Raw genomic sequence first — 19329 nt, 5'->3', positions numbered from 1 at the left:
CCGGAGGCGGATCGTGCTGCGGGACGGAGATCTCCTGGTGATGGGGCGAGCGGCGGCTCAGCCGAAGAGCGCGGCGGCCTCTTCGTAGCGGTACTGGGGAACGGTGTTCAGCTCGCCGAGCGCCTCCGCGAACGGCACGCGCACGATGTCGGTTCCGCGCATGGCGACCATCTGACCCCATGCGCCGTCGACGATCGCGTCGGCGGCGTGCAGGCCCAGGCGGGTCGCGAGCACGCGGTCGAAGGCGGAGGGCGATCCACCGCGCTGGATGTGGCCGAGCACCGTTGCGCGGGTCTCGATACCGGTGATGCGCTCGATCTCGGGGGCGAGGACCTCGCTGATGCCGCCGAGACGCGGGCGGTTGAAGGCGTCGAGGCCCTTGTCGCTGAAGGCCTCGTCCATGCCCGTGAGCTTGAAGCCCTCGGAGACGACGACGAGCGGCGCGCGTCCGCGGTCGTGTGCACGGCTGACCTGGTCGACGATCTCATCGATCGACATCGGAACCTCGGGGATGCAGATCACGTGCGCACCCGCGGCGATACCCGCGTGCAGCGCGATCCAGCCCACGTGGCGGCCCATGACCTCGGCGACCATGCAACGCTGGTGCGAATCGCCGGTGGTGCGCAGGCGATCCATGGCGTCGGTGGCGATGTTGACGGCCGTGTCGAAGCCGAACGAGTAATCGGTCGCCCGCAGGTCGTTGTCGATCGTCTTCGGGACGCCGAGCACGTTGATGCCGTCGTTCGCGAGGCGGTTGGCCGCCGCGAGCGTACCTTCGCCGCCGATCGCGATGATCCCGTCGATGCGGTGGCCGTACAGCGTCTTGGCGATGTTCTCGGCTCCGCCGCGGGGACCCTCGTAGGGATTCGTCCGGCTGGTGCCGAGGATCGTGCCGCCCACCTTCGACAGGCCTTTGACCTCGTGCCGCGTCAACGGGAAGAAGTCGCCGTCGACGACGCCGCGCCATCCGTCGCGGATGCCGACGAACTCGAGGTCGTAGGTCGTGGTGCCCTTGAGCACGACGCCGCGGATCACCGCGTTCAGTCCGGGGCAATCGCCGCCGCTGGTGAGAATACCGATCTTCATGCTGGAGTCCCTGCTTTCCGGGTGATGGTGCTCCGGGGAATGGGGCGACGCTGCCTCACCGACACTATCGCCCCGGAGCCCCCGGGCGCACGCCCGGGGCCGTGCATTTGGATGCGGGTCAGCCGCCGAGCGCGGACCGCGTCAGATGCATGAGCGCGGACAGCTGCACGGAGTCGCTCGAACCGGGCTCGACCGCGTGGCCGTCGAGCGCGCGGAGGGAGAGACCCTGCTTGGCGTCGATGAGCTCGGCGATCTTCGTGTCGATCGTGTGGGCGGCGATGATGCGCCACGCCGTGACCGGCTCGTCCTGTCCGATGCGGTGCACGCGGTCGATCGCCTGCGTCTGCTCGGCCGCGGTCCAGCTCAGCTCCGCCAGCACGACGTTGGAGGCTGCCTGCAGGTTGACGCCGACACCGGCGGCCGTCAGGGAGCAGACCGCGACGGCGACGTCCGGGTCGGAGTTGAACGCGTCGATGGCCGCCTGGCGCGCGATGGCCGTCTGGTCACCGCGCAGCGAGACCGTCTTGAGGCCTGCCGCGGCGAAGTGCGCCTCGGCTGCATCCATGACGTCGATGTGCTTTGCGAAGAAGACCACCTTGCCCACGGAGCGCTGCAGCTGCACAGTGTAATCGGCCGCCAGCAGGGCCTTGGCCTGGCCGATGCGGCGCACCATCGTGAAGACGTTTTCGCTGCCGGATGCGGCGGCCTTCGACTCGTCGAGCTCGTGCTGGGCGACGAGGCGGACGATGTCCTCGTCGATCTCGCCGACCGCCAGGCCACGCTCGCCACGCGCCTCGATGATGCGGCGGTACCGCGCGGCGAGACGCTCGCCCAGCTCGCGTTCGGCGTGACGGATCGAACGGCCGTACTCGTCGTCCAGTTCGACGGGCAGGTCGGCGACGAGCTTGTCGGGAAGGTCCGCCGCCACGTCGGTCTTGCGCCGACGGACGATGCCCATGGAGATGACCGCGCTGCGCGCCTGCGGATAGAAGGCTTTGTCGGCGGGCGTCAGTCCGGTCTCATCGAGCTTCGCCATGAGCTCGGGACCTGGCTTCTCGCCGTTCGTCCAGCCCAGGAAGCGCCAGATCGCATCGAAGTCCTCGACGTCGTTGATCAGCGGCGTGCCCGTCAGCGCGAGCATGAGCGGGTCGCGTCGCGCCTCGCGGATGCGGCCGGCCAGTGCCAGCACATTCCGGGAGCGCTGGGAGGTGAGGTTCTTGATGAAGTGCGCCTCGTCGACCACCATGCCGCCCAGGCCGATCGTGCTGAGCCAGGACAGATGACGGTCGAGGACCTCGTAGTTGACGATGAAGACGTCGGCGAACGCGTCGATGTTCTCGCCGTCGCCCTGGATCACGGTGGCGCGCCGCTGCGGCGTCCACCGGTGCACCTCGCGCGCCCAGTTCATCTTGACGACGTTGGGCACGACGACCAGCAGCGGATAGGCGTTCGCGACGGATGCGGCGAGCACCGACTGCGCCGTCTTGCCGAGGCCGGGCTCGTCGGCGAGGAGGAAGCTGCGGTGCCCCTCGCGGACCGCCTCGAGGAAGCGCGACTGGTGCGCCATGACCTCGAGTCCCTTGGGCGAGAGGCGGTCGAACTCCGGAACGGGAGGCAGGTCCATGGAGGCCGCTCCGCCGCCGGCGCCCGTCTCGAACGCCTTGTAGAGCGGTCCCATGAGCTCCCAGTCGTCCAGGCGACGACGCGGCGTGCTGCCGGTGGAGCGCGGAGTCAGGTCGGGCGCGAGGAAGGGGTTCGCCATCTGGCGGGCCTCGACCTGCGGCGGCACGACCTGCCGCGATGCGGCCGCGGCGGGAATCACCGCGACGGGCGTGGCCGGCGCGGCGTCCGTGATGATCAGCTCGTCGGGTGCGAGCTCGGCACCGGACTCCAGCAGCCAGTCGCGCCGCATCCGCTTCGCGACCGGCGAGGTCGCCTGGTCCACTTCGAGCAGCTGGATGAGGGACGTGTCCCGCGCGGCGGTCTTGGCGAGGATGGTCGCCACCCCGTCGAGCCGCTTGAGCAGCTCGGCGCGCGACGCGTCGGTGAGCGTGGTGTCGGACTTCACGCGGGCGCGTTCCTCGCGCACCAGGAAGGCGATGACCTGGAACTTGACGCGGTTGGTGGGGCCCAGCTTGCCGCGCTGGGCCTTCGCCTCGACCTCGCGCACCTTGCGCGCGAGGATCGGGATGACGGGGGCCTCGTCGTCGCGCTTGGCGGACGAGGACTTTCTACGGCGTTGCGCCGCCGGTGCCGTGGTCGGCATGCTCCTCCTGAGCGTCGGGTCCGCAATGGACCGTCGACCGGTGTTTCGAGTCTCGCGGGCGGCTCGGTGCCGGCTCGTACGCGAGAGAGTCGACTGGGCCTGACGTGGATGCAGGGATCCGGGCCGACGCTGACAGTTTAGAGCATCCCGGCGCGCGGCGCAGCGACTCGCGGCGGGCCGGCCTGCCCCGCAGCCGCGCCGTCGTCAGCCGGCTCGGCGCAGGCGAAGGCTGTTGAGCACGACGAACAGGCTGGAGAAGGCCATCGCTGCTCCGGCGATCATCGGGTTCAACAGCCCCGAAGCGGCCAGCGGCAGCGCGGCAATGTTGTATGCGAAGGCCCAGAACAGATTTCCGCGGATGACGGACATCACCCGGCGGCTGAGCGACAGAGCCGTTCCGACCTGGCCGAGCCGCGATCCGGTCAGCGTGATGTCTCCGGCGTGGCGGGCGGCATCCGTCCCGCCCCCCATCGCGATCCCCAGATCGGACGCGGCGAGCGCCGCGGCGTCGTTCACACCGTCGCCGACCATGGCGACCCGGCACCCCTGCCCCCGCAGCTGCGAGACGGCGGCGAGCTTGCCCTCGGGGGTGACCTGGGCTCTGACCTCGCCGATCCCGACCTCCGCCGCGACCCGACGGGCCACGGGTTCGGCGTCGCCGGTGAGCAGGATCACACGCATGCCGCTCTCGGAGAGCTCGGCGACAGCCTGGGCCGCATCCTCGCGAACGGCGTCCTCGAGCTCGAAGACGGCAGCGGCGTGCATGCGTCCGTCACCGTCGGCCCAGCCCACGACGACGTTGGTTCCGACGCTGTCCCCGAGCGCGACGGCGAGGTCGGCCGGCAGGCGGGCACCCTCATCCGCGGCGAGCGCAGCGTTCCCCGCAAAGGCACGGACCCCCTCGACGTCGCCGACCACGCCGCGTCCCGGGACGGCCTCGAAATCGGCGACGGCGGGCGCGTCCGCGGCAGCGAGCGCTCGGGCGACAGGGTGCTCCGACCCCGCCTCGAGGGCGCCGGCGACACGACGTGCCTGCGCTTCGTCGACGCCTGCTGCGACGACCGCGCGGCGCACGCGCATCTGCCCGGTGGTGACGGTACCGGTCTTGTCGAGCACGACCGTGTCGATGCGCTGCGCGTTCTCGAGGGCGTCGGGGCCGGTCACGAGAATGCCGAGCTGCGCACCGCGACCGGTGCCGACGAGAATCGCGACGGGGGTGGCGAGCCCCAGGGCGCACGGGCACGCGATGATGAGCACGGCCACGGCCGCGACGAATCCCTCGGCGGCCGATCCGCCCGCCACCATCCATCCGATGAGGGTCAGCACGGCGAGCCCGATGACGATCGGCACGAAGACGGCGGAGATCCGGTCCGCCAGGCGCTGGACGCGACTCTTGCCCATCTGTGCGTTCTCGACGAGTTGAGCGATGCGGGCCAGGCGCGTGTCAGCGCCCACAGCGTCCGCGCGCACGCTCAGCGCGCCGCCGTGCACGATCGTGCCGCCGGTCACGGATGATCCCGGCGCGACGGACACCGGAACCGCCTCGCCGGTGAGCATGCTCTCGTCCACATCCGCCCGCCCGTCGACGACCGTGCCGTCGGTGGGCAGCGTCGCACCCGGCCGCGTCACGAACACCTCTCCCGGACGCAGTGCCTCCAGCGGCACCGTGCGCCCGTCGGCGAGTTCCACCTCGGGCACGGTCAGCTCGCCGAGCGCACGAAGCGCCGCACCGGCCGCGCGGCGTGACCGCTGCTCGATGTAACGACCGATCAGCAGGAAGACCGTCACGGCGGCGGCCACCTCGAAGTAGACGAGCGACGTTGCGTCGTGCACCGGACCGATCAGGACGACCTCGTGGCGGATACCCCAGCGTCCGGCGGACCCGAACAGCAGTGCCCACACGCTCCATCCAAAAGCGGCGAAGGTGCCGATCGTGATCAGCGTGTCCATCGTCAGCGCGCCGTGACGGAGGTTCGCGAACGTCGCGCGGTGGAACGGCCACCCTCCCCACAGCACCACCGGTGCCGTGAGCACGAGCGACAGCCACTGCCATCCGGGGAACTGCCACGCCGGAACCATTCCGAGCGCGACGACCGGGATCGCGAGAACGGTGCTGACGATCAGGCGCGTGCGCAGCGTGGTGGCACCGGGCGCATCCTCCACCTCGTGCACGTGACCCCCATGGTCGCCGTGCGTGTGCACGGGTCGGATGCGGGCGGTGTAGCCGGCCTGAGCGACCGCTTGCACGAGCCTCTCCTCTGGCAGATCGGCGGGGTAGCTCACGTGCGCGGACTCCGTAGCGAGGTTGACCGAGGCAGCAACGCCCTCGACGGCCCCCAGTCGCTTCTCGACGCGCGCGACGCAGCTGGCGCAGGTCATGCCGTCGATGTCCAGGACCGCCTCGCGGGTGGTTCCGTCGTGGTCGTGCATGATGACATCCTCCTCGTCCCCCGCAACGATATACCCCCCTAGGGTATTCCGGGAAGCACCCCCGACGCCCGCGGGAGGGCGTAGCGTGTGCAGCATGGCGACCCCTCCGAGCAGTCCGGCGAGCGCCGCCGTCGTCATCGGCGTCGCGGTCCTCGCCTCGTTCGTGTCCTTCCTCGACGGCACCATCGTCAACGTGGCCCTGCCCGCCATCGCACACGAGCTCGGCGGCGGCCTGGCCACGCAGCAGTGGGTGGTGGATGCGTACCTCGTGACGCTCGGCGCGTTCATCCTCGTCGCCGGCTCCCTGAGCGACGCCTTCGGCCGAGTCCGGATCCTGCGCATCGGACTCCTCGTCTTCGGCACGGCGTCGCTTGCCTTGGCCTTCGTGCCCAGCGCGGGCTGGCTCATTGCGCTCAGGGCGGTCCAGGGTGTCGGTGGGGCGCTCCTCGTTCCCAGCTCGCTCGCGCTGCTGACCGCGCGCTTCGAGGGCGCGGAGCGCTCCCGCGCGATCGGGATCTGGACAGGGGCGACCACGGTCGCCACCCTCATCGGCCCTCTCGCCGGCGGCCTCCTCGTCGATCTCCTCTCCTGGCGCTGGGTCTTCGCGGTGACCGTTCTGCCCGTCCTGCCCACACTCCTGCTGCTCACCCGCATCCCGGAGCTGCGCACGCCCGGCGCGCGGATCGACGCGCTGGGCGCCGTGCTCAGCACGGCGGGTCTCGGGGCACTGGTGTTCGCCCTCATCGAGCAGCCCCGGCTGGGGGCGGACTCGCCCTGGGTGTGGGCTGGCGCGATCGGCGGGCTCCTTCTGCTCGCCGGGTTCATCTGGCGGCAGCGCGTCGCGCCCTCCCCCGTCATGCCGCTGTCGTTGTTCCGGGCACGCAATTTCTGGACCGGCAACCTGACGACGTTCTTCGTCTACGCGGGCCTCTCGCTCAACGGACTCGTGCTCACCATCTACCTCCAGCAGACGGCAGGCCTCTCCGCGACGGTCGCGGGACTCGCATCCCTGCCTCCGACGCTCCTGATGATCGCGTTCAGCTCACGTGCCGGAGCCTGGGCAGGCAAGCTCGGGCCCCGGTGGTTCATGACGATCGGTCCCGCGGTCATGGCGGCGGGGTCCCTCCTCCTTCTGAGCGTCGGTCAACCCTTCGACTACCTCACGCAGGTGCTGCCGGGCATGGTGCTGTTCGGGATCGGCCTGACGCTCACCGTCGCACCGCTCACCGCAGCGGTGCTGGGCTCCGTGACCTCCGAGCGCTCCGGCATCGCGTCCGCGGTCAACAACGCCGTCGCACGCGTGGCGGGACTCCTCGCCGTCGCGGCCATCGGGGTGCTCGTCGGCGACGCGCTGGATCTGACGGGTCTTCATACCGCGATGGTCTTCGTCGCCGCGCTCATGATCGTCGGCGCCGTCGCGTCCGCGCTCGGGATCCGAGGCGGCACGGACTCGGCTACGCGCCGAGCATCCGACGCACCTGCGTGACGTCGTCGTTCATCTGGTCGATCAGCGCCGCGATCCCCTCGAACGCCACCATCCCTCGCACGCGCTGCACGAACTGAACGTCGACCTCGTGGCCGTAGAGGTCGATCCCCTGCTCGTCCAGCACGTGCGCTTCCACCTGGCGCGTCGGCACGTCGCCGAAGGTGGGGTTCGTCCCCACCGAGATCGCGGCGGGATAGCGCGTCCCCGAACGCAGTCCCGTCGCCTCATCGACGAGCCATCCGGCGTACACGCCGTCAGCGGGCACGAACCCCTCCAGCGAAGGGCTGAGGTTCGCGGTCGGGAAGCCCATCTCGCGCCCCCTCTTGAGGCCGTGCACGACCTCACCGCGCACGGATGCGGGACGACCGAGCAGCTTCGCAGCGCCCTCCACGTCACCGGCGGCCAGCAGCTCCCGCACCCAGGTGGAGGACACCCGGCGACCGCCGTCGATCGCGCTGACGTCGTCGACGACGCCGACACTGAAGCCGAACTCCTCGCCGAGCCGTCCGAGCGTCCCGGGGTCTCCTGCTCCCCCGCGACCGAAGCGGAAGTCGTTGCCGACAAGGACGGCGCACGTGTCGAGCGGCTCCACGAGGATGCCCCGGACGAACTCCCGCGGCTCCAGCTCCGCCAGCGCAGCATCGAAGGTCAGCACCATCGCCGCATCGATACCGGTCTCGGCAAGCAGCCGAAGCTTCTGCGTCACGCCCACGAGGTTCTGCGGACAGCGATCCGGCCGCAGCAGGGCGAGCGGATTGCGGTCGAAGGTGACGGCGACGACCTTCGCACCGCGCGCCGCAGCCTCCACCTTGGCGCGCTCGAGGAGGACGCGATGCCCCGCATGCACACCGTCGAATTTTCCGATCGCGACGACGGATGGACCGAAGCCCGCGGGGACCTCCTGGGGTCCGTGGAACACGATCACCAGACAGACCTCTCGACGCGAGCAGGAGCGGGCGCAGCCACCGCGTGGCCGGGCCGGTGGGTGAACAGCCACCAGACACCGACGAACGGAAGGATCAGCGGCACGAAGACGTAGCCCGAGCCGAACCAGCTCCAGACCGTCTCCTCCGGGAACAGATCGTGCCGGAACAGGCTGATGGATCCGACGACCAGCACCCCGATCATCTCGAAGACGATCGCGACCCACGCGAGCGCGTACCAGAAGCGCGAGTGCGAGAAGATGAGGGCCGCCGTCGCGAGGATGTAGACCGCCGCGGAGATCGCCGACAGCGTGAACGCCAGCGGTGCCGCATCGAAGCGCTCCACGATCTGCACGAGCGATCGACCCGTCGCGGCGAGGGCGAGCACCGCGTACACCGCGACCAGCACGCGGCCGAGGCCGGTGATGCGGGGGCGGTTCGCTGGTGCCATGACCTGACAATCCTAGATCGAGGCACGGGGCGCCCGCCTCAGGCGCCGATCCCGCTCCAGATCACCTGCATCCGCCAGACCATGACCGCCACGGACCCCGCCGCCACGCCCATCACAACCGTGCTCCAGCGGCTGCGCTCGAGCAGCGCCCAGAAGACACCCGCCGGGGGAAGCAGCGCCGCGGAGACGAGGTACACCCAGAACTCGAGAGCGCTGCCGGAGATGGGGTTGCCCGCGAACGGTGCGACGATCGCCACGACGACCTGCGCGATCAGCAAGAGCTCCACGAGAGCGAGCGCTCCGACGCTGACATCGCTCGGGCGCCGACCGGCGAGTCCGAGGATGACGCACACGAGCGCAGCGACGCCTGCGACGGCGACCTGCATCAGCGCGAACCAGAGGATCATACGGGCTCCTCCGGCATGTTCATCGCGCTCTTGAGATCGGCGCCTCGACGCTCCAACACACCGATCAAGGCGCCGTCCGGACCGATCGCCGCCGCCGGGGTGGCGGCGACTCTCGGGGCGGCTCCGGTGAGTCGCTTGCCGTGGCGCAGATCGCGCGCCTCCTCACCGCTGACGGCGAGCGTGGGCAGCGCGAGGGCCGCAGCGGCCGCGGGTCGCAGCAGGGCGTCGGGATCGATGCGGTCGAGGTCGAGCGCGCGCGCAACATCGAACGAGCCGATGCGGGTCCGCCGCAGCGCCGTCAGGTGTCCACCGACGGCAAGCGCGATTCCCAGATCACGCGCCAACGCGCGGATGTACGTGCCGCTGGAGCAGTCGACCACCGCATCCAGCTCGATCGCCGCCTCAGTGCGACGGATGGCGAGCACCTCGAAACGCGACACGGTCACGGCGCGCGAGGCCAGCACCACCTCCTCGCCCGCCCGGGCGAGGTCGTAGGCGCGCTTTCCCGCGACTTTGATGGCCGACACCGTGCTCGGAACCTGCTCGATGTCCCCCGTGAGATCCGCGATGCGCGCACGGATCTCCTCGTCCGTGACCGCGGCGAGCGTCGACGCATCAGCACGACTCACGACCGTGCCGTCGGCGTCATCGGTGTCCGTGCTCGCTCCGAGCAGGATGGTGGTCTCGTAGGTCTTGTCCAGCCCGACGACGTAGGTGAGCAGTCGTGTCGCAGCACCGACACCCAGCACAAGGAGCCCGGTCGCCATCGGATCGAGGGTGCCCGCGTGGCCCACCTTGCGCGTGTTCAGCGCACGACGGGTGCGCGAGACCACGTCGTGACTCGTCAGCCCTCCGGGCTTGTCGACCAGGAGCACGCCGGTGGGCGCGGACTCACCGGCCATCAGCAGAAGTCCCGGAAGACGCGGACCGGCTGCCGCGGGTCGGTGTTGTCGAGGATCACGCTCGCGCGGCCACGCGGGTCGCCGTCCTGGAGATACAGGTCGAAGCCTGCGCGATAGCGCGCATTCGAGGCGACAAGTGGGTCGGGGTCGCTCCCGTCGCGTCGCGCCATGCGCCCGAACGCCACATCGAGTGGCACATCGAGCCACACCGACCAGTTCCAAACGTCGCGGAGCTCCGGACGCAGGAGGAAGAGGCCGTCGACGACGAGGACCGCATCGGCGGGCGCTGTCTCGGCCTCGGGGTCTACGGCACGATCCTCGTCGAGGTCGTGCGTCGCCCTCACGAAGGGTGCGCCCGCGCGGAACGGACGCAGCAGCCGGTCGAGCAGCGCGTCAGTGTCGTAGGAGTCGAGGTAGTGGCCCTCCGCGGACGTACGGCCCCGCGCGTAGCGCGCGGCGCGCGGGCGGTGGAAGTCGTCCGCGGATGCGCGGAACACCGTCGAGCCGTCTTCGCGCAAGGCATCCGCGAGCCCATCGGCGAAAAGGCTCTTGCCCGCGCCGTCCCGCCCGTCCACCGCGACCAGCAGCCGACCCCGACGGTGGTGCTGACGCAGCTCCGCACGCAGCTCACCGAGCAGCGTTTCCTGTTCTTGTGAGATCGGTGGGCGCATGTCTCCAGCCTAGGCTGGAGGGATGCCGGATCCCGCCCCCGCGCTCGTTGCCTGGTACCGCGACAACGCGCGCGATCTTCCCTGGCGCGCGCCCGGATACGGCGCCTGGGGTGTCCTCGTGAGCGAGTTCATGCTCCAGCAGACCCCTGTGAACCGCGTGATCCCCCACCTGGAGGCCTGGCTCGCCCTGTGGCCGACTCCTACGGCGCTCTCGGAGGCGGCGCCGGCCGACGCCGTTCGCCAGTGGGCGAATCTGGGCTACCCCCGGCGCGCGCTCTGGCTGCACCGCGCGGCTGTCGAGATCCGCGATCGACACGACGGCGTGGTGCCACGGGAGGTCGATCAGCTCCTCGCTCTCACGGGGATCGGCGACTACACGGCTCGTGCGGTCGCCGTCTTCGCGTACGGGGACCACCACCCTGTCGTCGACACCAATACGCGACGTGTCATCGCTCGCGCGATCGACGGTCGGGCGCAGCCGGGACCTCCTTCCCGGCGCGACCTCGCGGCGATGGACGCGCTCCTGCCCCGGGATGCGGCCACGGCGGCCGTGGTGAACGCCGCTGCCATGGAACTCGGCGCACTCGTGTGCACGGCGCGCAATCCGCGGTGCGCCGAATGTCCGCTGCGCGCGATGTGCGCATGGCGCGCAGCGGGCTACCCCGACACGGGCGACACCCGCCGTCGGCAGGCGCGCTACGAGGGCAGCGACCGACAGGCGCGCGGGGCGGTCCTCAAGCAGCTGCGCGAGGCATCTGACCATGCGGTCGCCATCGAGGAGGTGGTCGCGGGCTGGCCCGACCCGCTGCAGCGCGATCGCGCCATCGATTCCTTGGTCGCGGACGGGCTCGCGGAGGCCGTCGATGGCGAGCTCCGCCTCCCACGCTGACCTCTCGCGGGCGGTCACGCGAAGAGGTAGTAGAAGCTCAGGTGCAATGCCAGCACCACGTGAAGGGTTCCCGTCCACGACCGAAGCAGCGCGAGCACCGCTCCGAGTATCAGCATCGCCAGCGCCGGCAGCGGTGAGAAGAAGCGTTCGGGCAAGTAGACCAGGTGGACGCACATGAAGAGCACGCCCACCCCGAGCACGCTCCCCCAGCCCGGCAGGATCCGGCGCAGAAACGTCTGCAGAAGGCCGAATGTCAGGTAGTCCTGCCAGAGCACGGATGCCGCCATCCACACGACGTAGAGCAGAAGCGGGCGCGGGAGCGCGTAATGGAAGGGCAGCGCCACGAGCGCCGCCGCTGGCAGCGCGAAACACCACATCATGCGGCCCCGGGCGAACAGGTTTCGACTCTCCCGGCGAAAGACGAGCGTGAGAGCGACGGTCAGCACCACGACGAGTACCGTCTCCGCAATCAGTCGGAGATCGATGTCGTCCGACAGGAGGGCGCCGGGACCGTTCGCGAACAGCCCCGGCGTCAGAGCGAAGAACCCGAACCACACGGGAACGGCCACGGCTGCGATCCGAACATCTCCGGCGGACGGCTTCGCACGCGGCCCTGATCGTGTGGCGGAGGTCATGCCGCCACGGTAGCGGCTCGGCTGGGTCGGTTAATCCCGGCTCGCGGGCGGGCGCTTCGCGTCTCGCAAGATGTACGGTGCGGGCGTGGAGACGCTGATCGTCTACGAATCGCTCTGGGGCAACACCCGCAGAGTTGCGGAGGAGGTCGCCCGCGGCGCACGGGAAGACTCCGACGCGCTCACGCTGTGCGCGGTCGCGGATGCGCCGTCGTCACTCGCCCCCTCGCTCACGCTGCTCGTCATCGGCGCCCCGACTCACGCGTTCTCCCTGCCGACCTCGTCGAGTCGCGCTGAGGCGCGCTCCGAAGGCGCGGGTGTCCCGCACACGCCAGGAATCCGAGAATGGCTCGCGGGGCTCACGGTGAAGACACCACCGCCCTTCGCCGCGGCCTTCGACACCCGGCAAGGGCGATCGTTCCTCGTCGGCTCGGCAGCGAAGTCCATTGCGCGCGCGGCCAGGCGCCGGGCGCTCGTCGTCTCCGCAACCACCCACTTCGTGGTGACATCGCGCGAAGGCCCGCTCGAGCAGGGAGAGCTCGAACGGGCCTTCGCGTGGGGACGCTCGTTGACCGCGCCCCGGTGAGGGATCAGTCCTCGTCGTCCTCACGGGAGACGTAGGGGTCGGCGTCACCGGCGTACTGAGCCGATGCCGCAAGACCCGCCACAGCGCTGTCACGCTCGCGCGCCTCGCGCAGCAGGTCTTCGATGTGACCGGCGTTCTCGGGAACACCGTCGGGGATGAACTCCAGCGTTGGGGTCAACCGCACACCGAGCTTGCGCCCCACCTCGCTGCGCAGCATGCCCGTCGCGGCGGTCAGAGCCGCAGCGGAGTCCAGACGCTCCTGCTCGCTACCCAGCACCGTGTAGAACACGGACGCGTGCTGCAGGTCTCCCGTCACGCGCACGTCCGTGATCGTCACGAAGCCGAGGCGCGGGTCGCGCAGCCCTTTCTCGAGCCGCTCGGCGATGAGCACGCGGATGCGGTCGGCGAGCCTCGCCTGCCGTTCACTGGCCATGTCCTTCTTCTCCCTCTCTCAACCCACCGACGTGGACTCGGAAACTGCGGAGGACTCGGATGTCCGTCCGAGGCAATCGGGGTACAGGCCCCGTTCTTGCCGAGGACGGACATCCGAGTCCGTAGCAACCAGAGGATCAGCCGCGTGGCTTCTCCACCATCTCGGTCGTCTCGATCTCGTCACCGATCTGGATGTCGTTGTACTTGCCGAGGCCGATACCGGCTTCGTAGTCCGTACGCACCTCGGTGACGTCGTCCTTGAAGCGGCGCAGCGACTCGATCGCCAGACCGTCGGCGATGACGACGCCGTCGCGGATGACGCGGGCCTTCGCGTTGCGGGTGATGGTTCCCGATCGCACGATGACACCGGCGATGTTGCCGAACTTCGAGGAGCGGAACACCTCCCGGATCTCGGCGACACCCGACTGAACCTCTTCGTACTCCGGCTTGAGCAGACCCTTGAGGGACTGTTCGACGTCATCGATCGCGTTGTAGATGACGGAGTAGAAGCGGACGTCGACGCCCTCGCGCGCGGCGCGCTCGCGGGCCTTCGTGTCGGGACGGACGTTGAAGCCGATGACGATCGCGTTGTCGATCGTCGCCAGGTTGATGTCCGACTCGGTGATGGCACCCACACCGCGGTGGATGATGCGCAGCTGCACGGAGTCGTCGACCTCGATCTTGAGCAGCGACTCCTCCAGCGCCTCGACGGCACCGGACACGTCGCCCTTGATGATGAGGTTGAGCGACTCGACCTTGCCCTCTTCGAGCGCACGGGTGAAGTCCTCGAGCGAGATGCGCTTGCGGGCCTTGGCCAGCTGGGCGTTGCGCTCGGCGGCCTCGCGCTTCTCGGCGATCTGACGGGCCAGGCGGTCTTCTTCGGTGACGATGAAGACGTCGCCGGCGCGCGGCACGGAGTTCAGACCCTGCACCTGCACCGGGCGAGAAGGCCAGGCTTCCTCCACCGGGTCGCCGTTCTCGTCGATCATGGCGCGCACGCGGCCGTAGGCCGTTCCCGCGACGATCGCGTCACCGATGCGCAGCGTTCCGGACTGGATGAGCACGGTCGCCACCGATCCGCGGCCCTTGTCGAGCTTCGCTTCGATCGCGACACCGCGCGCAGCCTTGTTCGGGTTCGCCGTGAGGTCGAGGCCGGCATCCGCGGTCAGCAGGACGGCGTCCAGCAGCTCCTGGATGTTGGTCCCCTGGCGAGCCGAGACGTCGACGAACATGACGTCGCCGCCGTACTCCTCGGCGACCAGCCCGTACTCGGTGAGCTGCTGACGCACCTTGGCCGGGTTGGCGTCGGGCTTGTCGACCTTGTTGACGGCCACGACGATCGGCACCTGAGCGGCCTGCGCGTGGTTGAGGGCCTCCACCGTCTGCGGCATGATGCCGTCGTCGGCGGCGACCACGAGGATCGCGATGTCGGTCACCTGCGCACCGCGGGCACGCATGGCGGTGAACGCCTCGTGACCCGGGGTGTCGATGAAGGTGATCGCGCGCTCGATGCCCTCGTGCTCGGTCCACACCTGGTACGCACCGATGTGCTGGGTGATGCCACCGGCCTCGCCCGCCACGACGTTCGTCTGGCGGATCGCGTCGAGCAGTCGGGTCTTACCGTGATCGACGTGACCCATGACGGTCACCACCGGAGGACGGATCTCGAGGTCGTCCTCGCTCTCCGCCTCCAACTCGGCCTCGAGGTCGAGACCGAAGCCCTCGAGGAGCTCCTTGTCCTCGTCCTCGGGCGAGACCATCTGGATCTTGTAGCCGAGCTCCTCACCGAGCACCTCGAAGGTGGCCTCGTCGAGCGACTCGGTCGCCGTCGCCATCTCACCCAGGTTGAACAGGATGGTCACGAGCGTGCCGGGCTGCACGGTGTACCCGCGCAGCGCCTCGAGCTTGTCCGCGAAGTCGGCGATGGAGGCACCGCGACGCAGGCGGATGATCTCGCCGTTGCCCTTCTGGACGTTGACGCCGCCGACGACCGGCGCCGACCGCATCTCGAATTCTTGCCGCTTCGCCCGACGCGACTTGCGCTGACGCGACTTGCCGCCGCCCTTGCCGAAGGCACCTGCGGTGCCACCGCCGGGACCGCGACCGCGACCACCGCCGCCACCGGGACGACCGGCGAAGCCGCCGCCCGCGGGAGCACCGGGACGCTGGAAGCCACCGGCGCCGCCGGGACGACCGGGACCGCCGGGGCGCTGCTGGAACGGTGCGCCGGGACGACCGCCGCCGCCAGGACGACCGGCACCGCCCGGGCGCGGAGCGCCGGGACGAGGAGCACCGGGACGAGGTGCCTGCGGACGCGGGATGTTGCCGGGCGAGGGGCGCTGGCCCATGCCCTGCGCGCTCGCGAACGGGTTGTTTCCGGGACGGGGGCCCGCGGGGCGCTGACCCATGCCCTGCGCGCTCGCGAACGGGTTGTTACCGGGGCGCGGCGCGCCGCCAGGACGCGGCGGGGTTGCGCCGCCGGGCTTGGGAGCAGCACCGGGCTTGGGGGCGCCCGGGGTCGCTGCGGCGGGCGTGGCACCCGAGGCGGGTGCGGCCGGAGCCGCGGCAGCAGCGGGTGCGGCGGACGGCGCGGACTCCGCCGGTGCCGGAGCAGGCGTCTCGGCGGCCGGAGCAGCCGGAGCCGCGGGGGCCGGAGCCTGCGGGCGCGGTGCCGCGGGACGAGCCGGGCCCGGACGGGCACCGCTCGTGGGCTTGGGTGCGGCGGCGGGCGCCGCGACCCCGTCTGCCTCGAGGGCAGCACGGAGCTTACGAGCCACCGGGGGCTCGATGGTGGATGAGGGGCTCTTGACGAACTCGCCGAGCTCCTTCAGCTTCGCAAGCGCGACCTTGCTGTCGACGCCGAGCTCGGAAGCGATCTCGTGCACGCGTGGTTTTGCCACAATTCTCCTGTCTTGGGGGCCTACCCAGGACAGGGCAGACCGTTAGTCGCGGACGGGTCTCATTTCGAGCCGTTCACTTTGTGTCCATAGCCGTTCAGCCGTTTCTCGATGGTCTGCGTGTCAAGCGGGCCTGACACACGCAATGCCCGCACGAACGCACGGCGCCTCAGGGCGGCATCCATGCATTCGGGCGTCTCGTGGACCCACGCGCCTCTGCCCGGCAGTGCCCCGCGCTCGTCGATGACGAGCGCGGAATCCACGCAGACCACCCGCAGGAGGTCTTTCCGGGGAGCACGCGTGCGACATCCGACGCACGTTCGTACGGGTTCCATCTTACACCTGTCGACCGAGGGGGTCAGGGACGCGTCAGCTCTCCAGGATGCTGTCGGGCTGGATATCGATCTTCGCGCCGGTGAGCTTCGCGGCGAGCCGGGCGTTCTGCCCCTCTTTGCCGATCGCCAGCGAGAGCTGATAGTCCGGAACGAGCGCGCGGACGGCCTTCGTGCTCTGATCGAGGACGAACGCAGACGTCACTTTGGCGGGCGAGAGAGCGTTGGCCACGAAGGTCGCGAGATCAGCGTGGTAGTCGACGATGTCGATCTTCTCGCCGTTCAGCTCCTCTGTGACGGCGCGCACGCGACGACCAAGCTCGCCGATGCAGGCGCCTTTCGCGTTGATCGACGGATCGTCGGTGCGCACGGCCATCTTGGTGCGGTGGCCCGCCTCGCGCGCGAGCGCGACGATCTCGACCACGCCGGCAGCGATCTCGGGCACCTCGAGTGCGAAGAGTTTGCGGACGAGACCGGGGTGCGTCCGCGAAACCGTGATCGCCGGCCCCTTCGTGCCCTTGGCGACGGAGGTCACGTAGACGCGGATGCGGGAACCGTGACGGTACTCCTCGCCGGGCACCTGCTCCTCAGGCGGCAGGATCGCCTCGACGGCGCCGAGGTCGACGTGGACCATCCGAGGGTTCGGACCCTGCTGAATGACGCCGGCGACGATGTCGCCCTCCTTGCCGCGGAACTCTCCCAGCACGGCGTCGTCAGCGATGTCGCGCAGCCGCTGGTTGATGACCTGCTTGGCGGCGAAAGCGGCGATGCGGCCGAAGTCCTCCGGCGTGCTCTCCTCTTCGCCGACGATGACGCCCTCTTCGTCGCGCACGGGGATGAACACTCCGACGTGGCCGGTCTTGCGGTCGAGGTGAGAGCGTGCACCCTCGGGCAGCTCGCCCGTCGGCGAGGTGTGCTTCGCGTAGGCGGTCAGGATCGCCTGCTCGATGATGGCGACGAGTTCGTCGAAGGGGATCTCCCTCTCGCGCTCGACGGTACGCAGCAGTCCGAGATCGATATCCACGGTGACCTCCTATATTCAGCTCTTCGCGGCGGGCGACGCCGCCGCATCCCCCCTACGTTACCCGATCCGGCCTCATCCGCCGCAGTCGTCGAAGACGCTCTCAGGCACCACGTCGGCGCGCAGCGAGTTCGTCCAGCGCACCAGTGAGGTGAGCATTCCGGAACGCGGCTGCAGGATGTCCTGATGCCCGCGCCCCGCCACCGGCACGGCCCGCACCCGCTCCCCCGCATCGCACAGCCTCGCCACCAGGTCGCGTTGCGTCTTCGTGGGCAGGACCTCGTCGTTGGTCCCCCACGCGATGAACAGCGGCGTGCCCCAAGGCCCCGTCGGAACGTTCTCCGCCAGGCGTCGGCCGAGCGCGCCGCGCGTGAGTTCGGCGGTGTCGAATGGGGTGTCTTCGCTGAGCCCCAGTGCCGTCAGCGCCGAGACCATGACGCCCGGCTCACTCAGGCAGCGCTGCGTCATCTCTCGGATGATGGAGCGCGCGCCCGTCGTCACGTAGTCCTCCAGCCGCACATCCGAGTACGTGTCGGCGTACGGCACGATCACCCAGGAGACGAGCACCGTCAGCATCGCGCCCGCGTCGCCCCCGGTCAGCTCGCGCGCCAGAGCGACGGGGTCGGCGGCAGGAGCGAAGGCGGCCGTTCCGAGGACATCGATGCCCGGCGTGTATTCCGGTGCGAGCATGGTCGCCCACAGCGCCGCGTGACCACCTTGCGAGTGTCCCCACACGACGGTCTCAGGCGAGAGCACGAGATCCTCGATCTCGCCCGCCGCCAGCACCGCATCCAGCGCCGAGCGCGCCTCGCCCGTGCCGATCAGGTACGGAAAGTCCCCGGGCGCGCCCTGGCCGCTGTAGTCGGGGGCGACGATGACCCAGCCGCGGGCCAGCATGCGCTCGAGGGCGGGGATCGCCCACTTCGTCGCCGTGCCGTCGGCGAGACTCGGTGCGCAGCCGCGCGCCACGCCCGTCGTGCCGTGGTTCCACAGCAGCACCGGCCTGGGACCGGGCGGCGGGTCGTCGGGGACGATCACCATCCCGCTGCCGACAGCGGGCGCGCCGGTGGACGAGCGCGTCGTGTACAGGATGCGCTGCACCGCGCCGCGATCGGGCTCACGCCCGCCGTATTCGCCCACGCGGATCAGCTGCCCGTGCCCCTCGGGAACGTGCGCGGGAGGGTCGTAGAAGGCGTCGACGACGGGCGCGCCCTCGCGGAGCCAGTCGTTCAGACCGAAGCCACCCACCGTGCTGAGAACGAGCACGAACGACAACGCGTAGCGGCCCGCCGCACGAAGGACCCGGCGTCGACGCGAGGGAGTTGCCCGGACCCGGTCGTCCTCCTGCACGCGTCCTTTCCGCGTCCGGATGCCGCGGGCGATGAGCCCGATGCCGAAGACGATGGTGCGCACACCGAAGACGACCGCGACGACGAGCAGCGTGACATCGGGCCAGGTCAGCGAGAGGACACCGAACGCGACCTGAGCACCGCCCCACACAGCCGAGAGCACGCGGACGCTGACCACGCCGCGGGCAAGCGCGTCACCGACGGAGGCCAGACCGCCGACGACGAGCAGCACCGCGAGCGTCGGAGGCAGCAGCTCGATGCTGCGCCCGAGCCAGACGAGGATGAAGATCCCGCCCGCGATCCACAGCAGCGCGACCAGACGGGTCCACCAGGTGGGCCCCGCGCGGCGCGAGACCAGCTCGAGCACGCCGGAGACGATGACGCTCAGCCCGACGTACAGCCCCAGCAGCACGAGGGAGGCGAGCGGGCGGATGACGATGAGCAGGCCGAGCACGACGACGACGACACCGATGAGCAGCACGACACGCGCCGGGGACGCATCCAGCAGACCCGGCAGAGCGCTGACCCGCAGTCGACGGCGCAGCGGAACGTGTTCGGGCATCGGGACA

The 19329-nt window shown here is 70.1% G+C and carries 17 protein-coding genes; 3 read left to right on the top strand and 14 right to left on the bottom strand.

The annotated features are described in order from the left end of the window. Positions 1 to 57 precede the first annotated feature (57 nt). The 3 genes from SK224_RS15440 to SK224_RS15430 form a co-directional block, all read right to left on the bottom strand. Complete coding sequence (locus SK224_RS15440) at positions 58 to 1086, bottom strand: 6-phosphofructokinase (protein ID WP_137416521.1); 1029 nt, start codon at positions 1084 to 1086, stop codon at positions 58 to 60. Between the two features lie 118 nt (positions 1087 to 1204). Continuing rightward, positions 1205 to 3352, bottom strand: a complete 2148-nt coding sequence (locus tag SK224_RS15435; protein WP_320435528.1) for a DEAD/DEAH box helicase — start codon at positions 3350 to 3352, stop codon at positions 1205 to 1207. A gap of 204 nt (positions 3353 to 3556) precedes the next feature. Continuing rightward, positions 3557 to 5782 carry a heavy metal translocating P-type ATPase gene (locus SK224_RS15430; RefSeq protein WP_320435527.1) on the bottom strand — a complete coding sequence of 742 codons (2226 nt, stop codon included), beginning with the start codon at positions 5780 to 5782 and terminating at the stop codon, positions 3557 to 3559. A 94-nt stretch (positions 5783 to 5876) separates the two neighbouring features. On the opposite strand from SK224_RS15430, the gene SK224_RS15425 reads away from it, so the two are divergent. Further along, entirely contained in the window at positions 5877 to 7268 is a 1392-nt protein-coding gene (locus SK224_RS15425; protein ID WP_320435526.1) for an MFS transporter, read from the top strand. On the opposite strand, the gene SK224_RS15420 is transcribed toward SK224_RS15425, so the two are convergent. From SK224_RS15420 to SK224_RS15400, 5 genes are read right to left on the bottom strand one after another with little or no spacing between them, the layout of a single operon-like run. Further along, on the bottom strand, positions 7237 to 8193 hold the full coding sequence (locus SK224_RS15420; RefSeq protein WP_320435525.1) for a bifunctional riboflavin kinase/FAD synthetase: 957 nt from the start codon (positions 8191 to 8193) through the stop codon (positions 7237 to 7239). The genes SK224_RS15425 and SK224_RS15420 overlap by 32 nt on opposite strands. Next, entirely contained in the window at positions 8190 to 8642 is a 453-nt protein-coding gene (locus SK224_RS15415) for a hypothetical protein (RefSeq protein WP_320435524.1), read from the bottom strand. The genes SK224_RS15420 and SK224_RS15415 overlap by 4 nt, the downstream gene beginning before the upstream one ends. A gap of 38 nt (positions 8643 to 8680) precedes the next feature. Next, complete coding sequence (locus tag SK224_RS15410; protein ID WP_320435523.1) at positions 8681 to 9049, bottom strand: hypothetical protein; 369 nt, start codon at positions 9047 to 9049, stop codon at positions 8681 to 8683. Beyond that, on the bottom strand, positions 9046 to 9951 hold the full coding sequence (truB, locus tag SK224_RS15405) for a tRNA pseudouridine(55) synthase TruB (protein WP_320435522.1): 906 nt from the start codon (positions 9949 to 9951) through the stop codon (positions 9046 to 9048). The genes SK224_RS15410 and truB overlap by 4 nt, the downstream gene beginning before the upstream one ends. Continuing rightward, positions 9951 to 10622 (bottom strand): uridine kinase, encoded by a 672-nt coding sequence (locus SK224_RS15400; RefSeq protein WP_320435521.1) that lies wholly within the window; start codon positions 10620 to 10622, stop codon positions 9951 to 9953. The genes truB and SK224_RS15400 overlap by 1 nt, the downstream gene beginning before the upstream one ends. A gap of 22 nt (positions 10623 to 10644) precedes the next feature. Here SK224_RS15400 and SK224_RS15395 point away from each other — a divergent pair, with 22 nt between their 5' ends. Beyond that, positions 10645 to 11511, top strand: a complete 867-nt coding sequence (locus tag SK224_RS15395; protein ID WP_320435520.1) for an A/G-specific adenine glycosylase — start codon at positions 10645 to 10647, stop codon at positions 11509 to 11511. 14 nt (positions 11512 to 11525) lie between these two features. Here the strand turns inward: SK224_RS15395 and SK224_RS15390 are convergent, their stop codons facing one another. Beyond that, positions 11526 to 12146, bottom strand: coding sequence for a type II CAAX prenyl endopeptidase Rce1 family protein (locus SK224_RS15390; protein WP_320435519.1), 621 nt, complete (start codon positions 12144 to 12146; stop codon positions 11526 to 11528). An 85-nt stretch (positions 12147 to 12231) separates the two neighbouring features. Between SK224_RS15390 and SK224_RS15385 the strand changes: the two genes are divergently transcribed. After that, positions 12232 to 12729: a flavodoxin/nitric oxide synthase gene (locus SK224_RS15385; protein ID WP_320435518.1), complete on the top strand. Its 498-nt coding sequence runs from the start codon at positions 12232 to 12234 to the stop codon at positions 12727 to 12729. 4 nt (positions 12730 to 12733) lie between these two features. Here SK224_RS15385 and rbfA read toward each other — a convergent pair whose 3' ends face one another. The 5 genes from rbfA to SK224_RS15360 all read right to left on the bottom strand — a co-directional run bounded on the left by rbfA (position 12734) and on the right by SK224_RS15360 (position 19322). After that, positions 12734 to 13162: a 30S ribosome-binding factor RbfA gene (gene rbfA, locus SK224_RS15380; RefSeq protein ID WP_243227146.1), complete on the bottom strand. Its 429-nt coding sequence runs from the start codon at positions 13160 to 13162 to the stop codon at positions 12734 to 12736. Between the two features lie 136 nt (positions 13163 to 13298). After that, positions 13299 to 16061, bottom strand: coding sequence for a translation initiation factor IF-2 (gene infB / locus SK224_RS15375; RefSeq protein WP_320435517.1), 2763 nt, complete (start codon positions 16059 to 16061; stop codon positions 13299 to 13301). Positions 16062 to 16120: 59 nt separating this feature from the next. Beyond that, positions 16121 to 16393, bottom strand: a complete 273-nt coding sequence (locus SK224_RS15370) for a YlxR family protein (protein ID WP_137416507.1) — start codon at positions 16391 to 16393, stop codon at positions 16121 to 16123. A gap of 34 nt (positions 16394 to 16427) precedes the next feature. Next, positions 16428 to 17414 carry a transcription termination factor NusA gene (gene nusA, locus SK224_RS15365; RefSeq protein WP_320435516.1) on the bottom strand — a complete coding sequence of 329 codons (987 nt, stop codon included), beginning with the start codon at positions 17412 to 17414 and terminating at the stop codon, positions 16428 to 16430. A gap of 72 nt (positions 17415 to 17486) precedes the next feature. Further along, positions 17487 to 19322 carry a lipase family protein gene (locus SK224_RS15360; protein WP_320435515.1) on the bottom strand — a complete coding sequence of 612 codons (1836 nt, stop codon included), beginning with the start codon at positions 19320 to 19322 and terminating at the stop codon, positions 17487 to 17489. Between the last annotated feature and the right edge of the window lie 7 nt (positions 19323 to 19329).

The sequence above is a fragment of the Microbacterium sp. BG28 genome (genome assembly GCF_034044005.1).
Classification (GTDB): Bacteria; Actinomycetota; Actinomycetes; order Actinomycetales; family Microbacteriaceae; genus Microbacterium.
Note: the sequence above shows the minus strand (reverse complement) of the source record. Positions and strands in the feature narration are given on the sequence as shown.

Coding starts and splice junctions, on each gene's coding strand:
- SK224_RS15390 (WP_320435519.1), bottom strand. CDS start 12,146: ATGACCTCCGCCACACGATCAGGGCCGCGTGCGAAGCCGTCCGCCGGA.
- SK224_RS15360 (WP_320435515.1), bottom strand. CDS start 19,322: ATGCCCGAACACGTTCCGCTGCGCCGTCGACTGCGGGTCAGCGCTCTG.
- rbfA (WP_243227146.1), bottom strand. CDS start 13,162: ATGGCCAGTGAACGGCAGGCGAGGCTCGCCGACCGCATCCGCGTGCTC.
- SK224_RS15415 (WP_320435524.1), bottom strand. CDS start 8,642: ATGGCACCAGCGAACCGCCCCCGCATCACCGGCCTCGGCCGCGTGCTG.
- SK224_RS15395 (WP_320435520.1), top strand. CDS start 10,645: ATGCCGGATCCCGCCCCCGCGCTCGTTGCCTGGTACCGCGACAACGCG.
- SK224_RS15440 (WP_137416521.1), bottom strand. CDS start 1,086: ATGAAGATCGGTATTCTCACCAGCGGCGGCGATTGCCCCGGACTGAAC.
- SK224_RS15370 (WP_137416507.1), bottom strand. CDS start 16,393: ATGGAACCCGTACGAACGTGCGTCGGATGTCGCACGCGTGCTCCCCGG.
- SK224_RS15410 (WP_320435523.1), bottom strand. CDS start 9,049: ATGATCCTCTGGTTCGCGCTGATGCAGGTCGCCGTCGCAGGCGTCGCT.
- SK224_RS15430 (WP_320435527.1), bottom strand. CDS start 5,782: ATGCACGACCACGACGGAACCACCCGCGAGGCGGTCCTGGACATCGAC.
- truB (WP_320435522.1), bottom strand. CDS start 9,951: ATGGCCGGTGAGTCCGCGCCCACCGGCGTGCTCCTGGTCGACAAGCCC.
- SK224_RS15400 (WP_320435521.1), bottom strand. CDS start 10,622: ATGCGCCCACCGATCTCACAAGAACAGGAAACGCTGCTCGGTGAGCTG.
- SK224_RS15425 (WP_320435526.1), top strand. CDS start 5,877: ATGGCGACCCCTCCGAGCAGTCCGGCGAGCGCCGCCGTCGTCATCGGC.
- SK224_RS15435 (WP_320435528.1), bottom strand. CDS start 3,352: ATGCCGACCACGGCACCGGCGGCGCAACGCCGTAGAAAGTCCTCGTCC.